This is a genomic window from Capnocytophaga sp. oral taxon 329 str. F0087 (genome assembly GCF_000213295.2).
GTDB classification, from domain to species: domain Bacteria; phylum Bacteroidota; class Bacteroidia; order Flavobacteriales; family Flavobacteriaceae; genus Capnocytophaga; species Capnocytophaga leadbetteri_A.
The window spans coordinates 6,857-17,446 of the sequence record NZ_KN390004.1 but is presented as its reverse complement, the minus strand read 5'-3'; the positions used below and the strand labels follow the sequence as shown (position 1 = coordinate 17,446).

Here is a 10,590-nt window from a genome sequence, read left to right as displayed (position 1 = left end):
AACATTATAATACTACTTACTTCATAAACTCTTTTATAGCAATTTTTTGGAAATACAAATCGCCGTCTCCCTCGTAAATAATACCAAGAGTTTTATTATCTACTACTGTTAAGCAAGAATACCCCATATTATCTTTCTCATATAGCAATATTTGTGGGTGTTTATCCCAAGTATTGCCCTCATCATCACTTACTTTCACCGTTAGGTTAATGCGTTTTTTAGCATCAGCCGGATTAGAGAAGAATAAGTATTGCTTACCTTTCTTATTTTTATATGATATGATACTTGCCATACAGTTAGGCTCTACCAAAGCAGTACGCGAAGTAGAGTGTTCTACCCACGTTTTCCCCATATCAGTAGTAACGGCCACTGATCTACCATTATAAGCATCAGAAAGTTCGTAGTTAGAGCGGTTGCGGTCATCACGCATATTTAGCATTAGCGAGCCATCGCTTAGCTGTACTACTTGTGCTTCTGTAGTGTGCGATTTCGCCCCTGTGCCTACCTGCCAAGTAGCACCGTGGTCTTTGCTGTAGATAATGGTAGAGTGTGGCACTTGGTCTTTATCTTTAAATTGCCCTGCAAATACTAGGGTACCGTCTGCCATACTAATACCTTTACCAGGCCCTTCAAAGAACAGATGCCACTCTGGGTTTTTCATCTGTGCAGTTACATTTAGGGGCTGACTCCACGTCTTGCCATCATCATTGCTTTTTACTACTACTATTTGTCCTGTTTCATCAGGAGTCAATCCGGGTTTAGAACCCCACCAAGTCATCACCTTAGGGTCTAATCCGTGTTGCCATAAGCCCATTACCCAAATGGTATTGGTTTGTTCATCTACTAATACAGCCGCATCGCCTACCCCATTTAAGCGGTTAGGCTTTCCGCCCCATTCGCCCATATCGATTACTTCTTTCATTGGCTCCCAAGTCTGTCCGCCATCAGTACTTCTGCTCATTCCTACGTTGATGTCTTCTTGCAGGTCTTTGCAGTTGTTATAACGATTGTCGTAGATAGCAATCAGTGTTCCTTTATTCGTAGTAGCAAGTCCTGGTATGCGGTAGCACGCAATACCGTCTTGCTGGCGATGGCGTAGAGTGATAGCAAAGCGTTGTCCTTCATTGCTTTTGTTGCATAGTACGTATTTCTTAGCAGAGGTTTTCACCTTTATGCCTGTCAGCAAAAGTTTGTTTAGCAAGTCTGGTGAAGCCGTCGTACGAGCAGTCACCCAAAAGTATACGGTGTCTTTTGCTGCTTTGTAGTTGCCTGAAAGCTTAACTTTTTTGCGTATCTTAGTAGTTTGTGCTAATAGTGTAGCCGCTTCACGCTTATCTCTAGTACTCACATATACCGATAGATTAGCAAGGTCTATCATTCGGTGTTTAGTTTTGAAAGCGAGTACTACATCTTCTACCTGTACACCCTTCTCAATAGGAAGAGCAAAAGAGGTAAGTGTGTTTTCCTTTTCAGTAACAATGGGCATTTGCGGTTGAGCAAAAGGAAGTGTTTTCTGCGCAAAACCTATACTCATACACAGCAAAGCTGCCATTGTAAATAATCGTTTCATATATAATTTCATTTGTTAATATTTATCTTATTAAATAGTTAAATATTAGCTCATTCGCTTCACATACTGCGTAAGGATTACAATCTGTTGTCCCTCTACTTTACCCTCTATATATTGGGCGTTTTCAGGGTCGAGAGTAATTTTGCGCACTACGGTACCTTGCTTAGCAGTCATACTCGTACCTTTTACTTTTAGGTCTTTGATGAGTACTACGTTATCGCCGTTGCTTAATACAGTACCATTGCTATCTTTGTGTATTACCTTTTCACTTTCGTCAAGGTGGTCGTCAGAATCTTTGGCAAAAGCGAGTTCCTCATCGTCTAAGTACATCATATTCAGCAAATCGAGCGACCAGCCTTCATCTTTTAACCGATTTAGCAATCGCCATGCCATTACCTTTACGGGGCGGTGTTCGCTCCACATACTATCATTTAGGCAACGCCAGTGATTGCTATCCATAGTGCTTGGGTTTTCTATTTGGCTTAGGCAGGTATCGCATACCAGCAGACTATTGTCTGTGCTTTCGTTTCTAGCAGACGGTATGGTATATACTCCTAAGTTTTCAGTAGCTCCACAGAGCTCACAACAGTTACCACTACGGGCTTTCAAGATTTCTATCATTTTTCAATTTTTCGATTTGCTAATCAATTTTTTTGGGGCGCAAAAGTACAGTATTTTTTCTAATTACACAAGAAAAAGAGACTGTTCTAAAAGTTTTTTTGTATGCTGACCGTTACATTCCCTCTTTTGAAAGTAGTCAGCAAACTAGTATAGCTGAGTATGTATGTAAAATTAAGGTGTTAATAATCAGCAAGTTATAAAAAGATTATTTGTATTAACAAGCTTTTTTAAGGTGAAATAAAACTTTTTAGAACAGTCTCTTTAAATTGATAAATCGTCAAATTGTCAAATTAGCAAATTTCCCAGTTTCTCTTTACAAACTCTGATAGTTCTTTACCTTTTAAGAGTCCTTGTGAGAGGCGTGCCAAATCGAAGGCTTGCTTAATAAGTTTTTCTTTAGCAGCTTCATCAGCGGCAAGTATAGCATCGGCTAGCGGAGAGTTGGCGTTTACCACCACGTGGTACATCTCTGGGAAAGCCCCAAACATACCGCCACCGCCAGTAGCACTCATCTCCTTCATACGGCGCATAAACTCTGGCTGATTGATAACAAACGGTGTGTCATCACTGTCTAAATCTTCTACTTGCACCATATATCCTTCTTTTGGGAGTACCTTTTCTATATCTGCTTTTAGCGTGTTTTTCTCCTCTTCACTGTGCTTAGCAAGGATAGGCTCGTCTTTCTGTATCAATTTAGAGAGCGGAGCGGCATCTACACGTGCAAAAGTGAGTTTTTCGTTCTTTTCTTCTAACTTCTGAATAAGATGCGATACTATCGGACTGTCTAATAGCACTACTTGGTAACCTTTAGCTTTTGCTTCTTCTATAGCGGTGTATTGTTGCTCTTTGTTTTGAGCGTATAGCACTACTAATGTATCATTCTTGTCAGTTTGATTTGCTTTGATAGCTTCTTTTAGCTCGCTAAGAGTGTAATACTGCCCATCAGTAGTAGGGTAAAGTACGAAGTCACCTGCTTTTTCATAGAATTTTTCATCGGTAAGCATACCATATTCTAATACAATCTTGATGTCATTCCACTTGTTTTGGAAGTCCTCTCTATTGTTGGTAAAGAGCGATTTGAGCTTGTCGGCTACCTTACGAGTAATGTATGACGAAATTTTCTTTACATTACCGTCAGCTTGTAGATAAGAACGCGATACGTTTAGCGGAATATCAGGCGAGTCAATCACCCCTTTAAGCATAGTGAGGAACTCAGGCACGATACCCTCTACATTGTCCGTTACGAATACCTGATTTTGGTATAGCTGTATGCGGTCTTTCTGCAATTGCATATCGTTAGATAGCTTAGGGAAATAGAGTATACCCGTTAAGTGGAACGGATAATCTACATTTAGATGTATGTGGAATAGCGGTTCTTCAAACTGGGTAGGGTACAATTCGTGATAGAATTGCTTATAATCCTCATCGCTTAGGTCTGCGGGCTGTTTTGTCCACGCAGGGGTAGGGTTATTGATGATGTTATCCTCAGTGCGATATTCTGTTTTATAGTCGTCAGGAGCGTTTTCAGGGCGGGGTAGGGGTACTTGTTTAGTGCCGAACTTAATAGGTACAGGCATAAACTTGTTGTACTTACGCAATAGCTGTTCTATGCGATACTCTTCTAAAAACTCAAGCGATTCATCGTTAAGGTGCAGTATAATCTCCGTACCACGCTCGCTGCGTAGGTCTGTTTCCTCTAAAGTAAACTCCGGACTGCCATCGCATACCCAGCGTACAGCAGGAGCGTCAGTGTATGATTTCGTAATGATTTCCACCTCATTAGCAACCATAAAAGCCGAATAGAAACCGAGCCCAAAATGACCTATCACGCCGCTGTCTTTAGCGGTGTCTTTATATTTAGCCAAGAACTCTTCAGCCCCCGAAAAAGCTATCTGGTTGATGTATTTCTCTACCTCTTCAGCCGTCATACCGATACCTTGGTCGCTGATGTGTAAGGTTTTATTATCTTTATCAACTTTTACTTCTATGATAGGGTTGCCGTATTCTACCTTAGCCTCGCCTATACTGGTCAGGTGTTTTAGTTTAAGGGTAGCATCGGTAGCGTTAGAGATGAGCTCTCGTAAAAAGATTTCGTGGTCGCTATACAAGAATTTCTTGATAAGCGGAAAGATGTTTTCTACAGAAACGTTAATATTTCCTTTCATATATTCAATCAATTTTAGTTTTTTGGATATTTCTATAGCTAAAAGAGTACCAAACTAAAAACAACTGACAAAATGACAGTTTTTTCTCCTATGCTCAACTTTCCACAATAACCTATATCTCCCCCATTTTTTCCAGTCCTCCCAATCCTCCCAGCCTTCACAATCCTCCCAGCCTTCACAATCCTCCCAGCCTTCACAATCCTCCCAGCCCTCCCAGAGAAAATTTCTTTTATCTTTTCCCTTTAGGTTAGATATACCTACCCTTTAGGAAGAGCGAAGGAAAGTCGGCGAGCTGGCGCAGCCGAGTATGTGACGAACAATCATCAGAGTATAACCGTCTAATTATTATCTTAAAACCAGAAAAATATACTACTTCAGGCGGATTTTCCTTTCCTTCGGGGAAAAGTATGCGATAGCAAAGTACGAGAGGATTTTTAGCTGATGTGTAGTTTGAAATAGATTAAAGGATGAAAGAAAAATATATTGAAAAAAAACTTAAAAAAATTTTAATATCTCAAAAAACTAACGTACTTTTGTAGCGTTATTATCACCGAATTATTATTAATTAAATACAAACAAAATGAGTTACAGAATTGAAAAAGACACTTTAGGCGAAGTGAAAGTCCCTGCAGATAAATACTGGGGGGCACAAACAGAGCGTTCTCGCAACAATTTCAAAATTGGTGCTCCTGCCTCTATGCCAAAAGAAATCATTCGTGGTTTCGCTTACCTCAAAAAAGCAGCTGCTTATGCAAATTTTGATTTAGGCGTGCTTTCAGCTGAAAAACGCGATGCTATTGCTCAAGTATGCGACGAAATTCTTGCAGGCAAACTTGATGACCAATTCCCATTGGTTATCTGGCAAACAGGTTCTGGTACGCAGTCAAATATGAACGTAAACGAAGTGATTGCTAACCGTGCTCAAGTATTGGCTGGCAAACAGATAGGCGAGGGCGACCCTGTGTTAAAAGCTAATGATGATGTAAATAAATCGCAATCGTCTAACGACACTTTCCCTACAGGTATGCATATTGCTTGCTACAAAATGGTGGTAGAGAAAACGCTTCCAGGGGTTAAAAAACTACGTGATACCCTTGCGGCTAAAGCTGAAGCTTTCAAAGATGTAGTTAAGATAGGTCGTACGCACCTTATGGACGCAACCCCTCTTACACTTGGTCAAGAAATCTCTGGTTATGTGGCCCAACTCGACCACGCCATCAAAGCGATTAAGAATACACTTGCACACCTTTCAGAACTTGCTTTAGGTGGTACAGCTGTAGGTACAGGGCTTAATACTCCTAAGGGGTATGATGTAAAGGTTGCTGAGTATATTGCTAAATTCACAGGACTACCTTTTGTTACCGCTCCTAATAAATTCGAAGCCTTAGCCTCTCACGATGCTATCGTAGAAAGCCACGGGGCACTCAAACAATTAGCTGTTTCGCTTAACAAAATAGCTAATGATATTCGTATGATGGCTTCAGGTCCTCGTTCTGGTATAGGCGAAATCCTTATTCCTGCTAACGAACCTGGTAGTTCTATTATGCCTGGTAAAGTAAACCCTACCCAATGCGAGGCGATGACTATGGTAGCGGCTCAAGTAATGGGTAATGATGTTGCTATCACTATAGGAGGTACACAAGGGCATTACGAACTCAATGTATTCAAACCGTTAATGGCTTCTAACTTCCTAAAATCAGCAGAGCTTTTAGGTGATGTATGCGTGTCATTCGAAGAGCATTGTGCAAGTGGAATTGAGCCTAACTATAAACGTATCAAAGAGTTGGTAGATAATTCATTAATGTTAGTTACAGCTCTCAATACTAAGATAGGTTACTACAAAGCTGCCGAGATAGCTCAAACAGCACACCGCAACGGCACTACTCTTAAAGAAGAAGCAGTACGTTTAGGTTATGTTACTCCAGAAGACTTTGATAAATGGGTACGCCCAGAAGATATGGTAGGTAGCCTTAAATAATTACCAAGTAAAATATAAACTGGTAAATGTTAAAAAACAGAAATATTTTAGCAGAAATTTGTGTGGTATTGTATAAAAACGTACATTTGTACCCTAATTAGAGCTGTTAAACTATCAACAGGGAGGAACTGAAAATCCATAAGAGTAGGGAACATAACAAATAAAAATGTATTTTTTTATGAAAAAATTATTCGTTGCAGCAGCTTTAGCTACTGCTCTAACAAGCTGCTCTCTTACATTGCCAGTAGCAGCTACTAGCAATCCAGTTGGTAAAAAAGTAGGAACTGCTACCGCTACTGGTTATCTTGGTGTATTGTTCTTTGGTGCTGATGCAAGTATCCAAAAAGCAGCTCAAAATGGTGGTATCACTAAAATTTCAACAGTTGATATCAAACACAAAAGTATTCTTGGTATCGTAGTTTCTTATGAAACTATTGTAACTGGTGAATAGTTTTTTTTAACTTAAGAGAAGAAAAAGAACTATCTAAAATACATCAAGATAGTTCTTTTCTTCTTTTTTTTTAATATTGTTTTATGAAGAAACGTTTTTTACTACTTAGTTTACTACTTGTCTCTTTATCCATTACTTTTAATAGTTGCTTAGGGGTAAGACCCGCAGCTTCAGCTGGAAGTAAAAAATACTTCGAGAGTTATTATGCAGGTGATGAAGGTAATCAATATTTTATAAAACCTTTAGCCTTAGTAAGTGAATACAAAGAGGCAAAAGCTACATTAGATATTAGCTTCAGAAGTAAAGAGAGTTTGCAGGGTACAGCACAGGTGAATTTTAGCGTGTATATGCCAGAAGCCGTACATAGCTTAACAAGAGCTTATTTGTATGTTAATAATACAGAGTTTGAACTTTCTGACGTCAAATTGTTGTTTGTAGAAAGAGAAAAAAATAACTTTCAGTCGCGTTTTTCTACTACAATTCCTGCAGAAAAATTGAAGTCTATATTTAATACTTCTGATTGGCAATTAGTTATAATAAAAGAAAAAGGTAAGACCTATAAATTTGATACAGCCTCTTCATCTAAAAAGAGAATAGAAGCAATAAATACTAATTTGTTTACTATTTTTAAATAACTAAACCATTAAGAAATGAAACCAACTTTTTTGATACTATTAGCATTGCTGTTTACTAACAGCTGGGGACAAGCTATTACCTCTCAACGCCCTAATATAGTTGTCTTTATAGTAGACGATATGGGCTGGGAAGACACTTCGTTGCCTTTTTACGAAAAGCGTGTACCTAATAATGATATTTACCACACTCCTAATATGGAGCGTCTCGCCGCTAAGGGCATACAGCTTACGCAAGGCTATGCTGCCTCTATATGTTCGCCTAGTAGGGTTAGCCTAATGACGGGTAGTAATGCGGCTCGCCATCGTGTAACCAATTGGACGCTTCACTACAATACTCCTACCGATGTAGAAGACACAGTTATCTCACCTCCTGAGTGGAATGTCAATGGCATTTCGCCTGTACCTAATATTCCTCGCACTTATTACGCTCGTACTCTTCCGCAGTTGCTCAAAGATGTGGGCTATTACACTATCTGTATAGGTAAAGCACATTTTGGGGCTACCCAAACGTTAGGCGCTGATCCGCTGAACTTAGGTTTTGAGAAGAATATAGCAGGACACGCAGGCGGAGGGCCTGCCAGTTACTCGGGGCTTACTAATTTTGGCAATCGTACAGACGGCAAACCATCATCTGCTTTTGCTATCCCCGACCTGCAAAAGTATTGGGGAAAAGATATTTCTGTTACCGAAGCTCTCACCCTTGAGGCTCTTGCTACCTTAGACAGCCGTCCTAAAGACCGTCCGTTTTTTCTCTATCTTTCGCATTATGCGGTACATATTCCTATAGAAGAAGACAAACGTTTTATTGATGCCTATAAGCATTTAGACCCTATAGAGGCGCGCTATGCCTCTATGGTAGCTGCTATGGATAAAAGCCTCGGCGATGTGTTAGATTACCTCGAAGCACATCAGTTAGCCGATAATACTTTTATCTTATTTCTCTCTGATAATGGCGGACTTAGTGCTGTAGCGCGAGGTGGCGAGCCTAACACACACAACTATCCGCTACAAGCAGGCAAAGGTTCTGCTTATGAGGGGGGCGTGCGTATCCCTATGATAGCAGCTTGGCACGGACATATACCTGCTGGTACGCGTACTTCGCAGCCGGTTATTATCGAAGATGTTTTTCCGACTTTGTTGAGTGTTGCTCAGCTAAAGCATTACCGCTACCAAGTGCCGCAGGTGGTAGATGGTAAGAGCTTTTTGCCTTTGCTCGAGGGGAAAAGAGTAGGAGGGAAGTCCCGTCCCCTTTATTGGCATTGCCCTAACAATTGGTATACAGTAGAAGGTTATGGTTACGGAGCTTCGAGTGCCATACGCTTAGGCGATTGGAAATTAGTGTATATGTACAAAACAGGGCAAAAAGAACTCTTTAACCTCGAAGATGATATAGGAGAGCAGTACAATTTGGATACAGAATACCCGCGCAAGACACAAGAGCTCACAAAAAAACTGCGCCATTACCTTAAGCGAGTAAAAGCGCAGTTACCTATTAATAAAAAAACGGGGAAACCTATTGAGTTAAATTAAGGATTTTCAATGAGGGTAGGTTGGTTAGTTAGCTTAGCGCCTTCTAAAATAAAATCGGTGAGGCGCTGTAGATAAATACTTATTTGAGGGTCTGTAACGTTGAAGAGCATCACAATAACTACTTGTTCATTAGGGTATACTGATAGCCAACCAAAACCACCTACCCCCATACCGGTATGTCCAAAGTAGTCGCGTCCATTCCAGTCGCGTTGGTTTTGCCAACCTATACCATAGTTTATCTCTACATCGTCAGTAGTACATTGTTTTTTGAGCATCTCATTTTCTACAGCTTGCGATAAGAAGCTGTGTCGCTCTATGGCAGTACCCATTTTTGCAATATCGTGAGAGGTAGAAAGGAAGCCTCCACCTGCCAATTTGAAGTAGTTATTCACCTCAGTAGCCTTGTCTAATCCCTTTTTAGTACGGGTGTACGGAGTAGCTTCATCAGTGATAATTTTACCTCTGTCAGGAAAGGTGCGCCACATATTCAGTGGTTTAAAAACCTCGTCTTTAGCTATATCTTCAAACTTCTTGTTTAGGCACTTTTCAATAGCTAATGAAATAAGATTAATACCATAACTGCTGTATAAAAACTTAGTGCCTGGTGCCGATTGTAGTATGTCATCTTTAAATAGGTCTATTCCCTCTTCTATAGTGTACTTCTTGTTGAGGGTATATTCATTTGCTTTGTAAGAGCGAATACCTGCCAAATGTCCAGCAAGCTGTTTAATAGTGAAGTCAAACGGTTTGGGCGGGAAGTTAGGTACGTATTCATACAGCGAAAGATTCCAGTCAAATTTCTTTTGCTCTTGTAGGCGTGCCAATAATACCCCAGTGATAGCTTTGCTCATACTAGCTACACGAAAGATAGTTTTTTGTGGGTCTACAGACGTTTTTTTGCTAATATCGGCATAGCCATACCCTCCTTGCCAAATAATTTTCCCTTGTTTAGTAACCGTGACTGATGCCCCTGGTATAATTTCCTCTTGAATAAGGTAGTACAATATCTTTTCAGCTTCAGTCTTAGCCTCTTCAAACGAGGTAACTTCAGAAGGATTCTTTTTAAAAACCTCTGTATCAGATAGTTTTCTTTGCCCGAAAAGAGTATTAAAGAAAGAGATAATAGTAGAAAACACGATAATGGTTGTTAGTTTTTTCATTTGTAATGAGTTATTTTTTTCAGGGCGCAAAGATAGTAATTATGAGCGGAAAAAAGATGAAGATAATGTAATAAAATATAAAAAAGCTGTTAGAAAATACTCTAACAGCTTTTTTTTACGATAAAAACAAAAATAAAGTCTATTTACTCATTATCTCTTTTACTTTTTCACCTATTTTAGCAGGCGAATCCACTACGTGTACACCACACTCTCTAAGAATGCGTTTTTTAGCCTCAGCAGTGTCTTCAGCACCTCCTACTATAGCTCCAGCGTGCCCCATAGTGCGCCCTTTAGGAGCTGTCTCACCAGCAATAAAGCTCACTACAGGTTTTTTGTTGCCATTAGCTTTTATCCAACGAGCAGCTTCAGGTTCTAACTGACCACCTATTTCGCCTATCATCACTATACAATGAGTTTCAGGGTCATTCATTAGTAGTTCAACGGCTTCTTTAGTGGTGGTACCAATAATAGGGTCACCAC

8 protein-coding genes and 1 pseudogene are annotated in these 10,590 nt (G+C 39.9%); 4 read left to right on the top strand and 5 right to left on the bottom strand.

Going from position 1 to position 10,590, the window contains the following annotated elements; genetic code table 11:
• Positions 1-16 precede the first annotated feature (16 nt).
• The 3 genes from HMPREF9074_RS06135 to htpG all read right to left on the bottom strand — a co-directional run bounded on the left by HMPREF9074_RS06135 (position 17) and on the right by htpG (position 4,356).
• Positions 17-1,570 carry a sialidase family protein gene (locus HMPREF9074_RS06135; protein WP_034540021.1) on the bottom strand — a complete coding sequence of 518 codons (1,554 nt, stop codon included), beginning with the start codon at positions 1,568-1,570 and terminating at the stop codon, positions 17-19.
• A 45-nt stretch (positions 1,571-1,615) separates the two neighbouring features.
• Entirely contained in the window at positions 1,616-2,191 is a 576-nt protein-coding gene (locus HMPREF9074_RS06130; protein WP_009391797.1) for a PhnA domain-containing protein, read from the bottom strand.
• A 290-nt stretch (positions 2,192-2,481) separates the two neighbouring features.
• Complete coding sequence (gene htpG / locus HMPREF9074_RS06125) at positions 2,482-4,356, bottom strand: molecular chaperone HtpG (RefSeq protein WP_009391796.1); 1,875 nt, start codon at positions 4,354-4,356, stop codon at positions 2,482-2,484.
• A gap of 580 nt (positions 4,357-4,936) precedes the next feature.
• Here htpG and fumC point away from each other — a divergent pair.
• The 4 genes from fumC (at position 4,937) to HMPREF9074_RS06105 (ending at position 8,950) form a co-directional block, all read left to right on the top strand.
• Positions 4,937-6,334: a class II fumarate hydratase gene (gene fumC, locus HMPREF9074_RS06120; protein WP_009391794.1), complete on the top strand. Its 1,398-nt coding sequence runs from the start codon at positions 4,937-4,939 to the stop codon at positions 6,332-6,334.
• 178 nt (positions 6,335-6,512) lie between these two features.
• Positions 6,513-6,785 (top strand): TRL-like family protein, encoded by a 273-nt coding sequence (locus tag HMPREF9074_RS06115; protein WP_034540020.1) that lies wholly within the window; start codon positions 6,513-6,515, stop codon positions 6,783-6,785.
• 83 nt (positions 6,786-6,868) lie between these two features.
• Positions 6,869-7,420 (top strand): hypothetical protein, encoded by a 552-nt coding sequence (locus tag HMPREF9074_RS06110; protein ID WP_009391791.1) that lies wholly within the window; start codon positions 6,869-6,871, stop codon positions 7,418-7,420.
• Between the two features lie 15 nt (positions 7,421-7,435).
• Positions 7,436-8,950: a sulfatase gene (locus HMPREF9074_RS06105; protein ID WP_009391789.1), complete on the top strand. Its 1,515-nt coding sequence runs from the start codon at positions 7,436-7,438 to the stop codon at positions 8,948-8,950.
• Here HMPREF9074_RS06105 and HMPREF9074_RS06100 read toward each other — a convergent pair.
• A complete protein-coding gene (locus HMPREF9074_RS06100) occupies positions 8,947-10,110 on the bottom strand; it encodes a serine hydrolase domain-containing protein (protein WP_009391787.1) in 1,164 nt (387 codons plus the stop codon). The two genes, HMPREF9074_RS06105 and HMPREF9074_RS06100, sit on opposite strands and share 4 nt — an antisense overlap.
• Positions 10,111-10,249: 139 nt before the next feature.
• A pseudogene (locus HMPREF9074_RS12690) lies at positions 10,250-10,590 on the bottom strand (succinate--CoA ligase subunit alpha); the annotation flags it as partial.

Bases quoted from the DNA above. Each gene is read 5' to 3' on its own strand.
- fumC (WP_009391794.1), top strand. From the start codon at position 4,937: ATGAGTTACAGAATTGAAAAAGACACTTTAGGCGAAGTGAAAGTCCCT.
- HMPREF9074_RS06115 (WP_034540020.1), top strand. From the start codon at position 6,513: ATGAAAAAATTATTCGTTGCAGCAGCTTTAGCTACTGCTCTAACAAGC.
- HMPREF9074_RS06105 (WP_009391789.1), top strand. From the start codon at position 7,436: ATGAAACCAACTTTTTTGATACTATTAGCATTGCTGTTTACTAACAGC.
- HMPREF9074_RS06100 (WP_009391787.1), bottom strand. From the start codon at position 10,110: ATGAAAAAACTAACAACCATTATCGTGTTTTCTACTATTATCTCTTTC.
- HMPREF9074_RS06130 (WP_009391797.1), bottom strand. From the start codon at position 2,191: ATGATAGAAATCTTGAAAGCCCGTAGTGGTAACTGTTGTGAGCTCTGT.
- HMPREF9074_RS06135 (WP_034540021.1), bottom strand. From the start codon at position 1,570: ATGAAACGATTATTTACAATGGCAGCTTTGCTGTGTATGAGTATAGGT.
- htpG (WP_009391796.1), bottom strand. From the start codon at position 4,356: ATGAAAGGAAATATTAACGTTTCTGTAGAAAACATCTTTCCGCTTATC.
- HMPREF9074_RS06110 (WP_009391791.1), top strand. From the start codon at position 6,869: ATGAAGAAACGTTTTTTACTACTTAGTTTACTACTTGTCTCTTTATCC.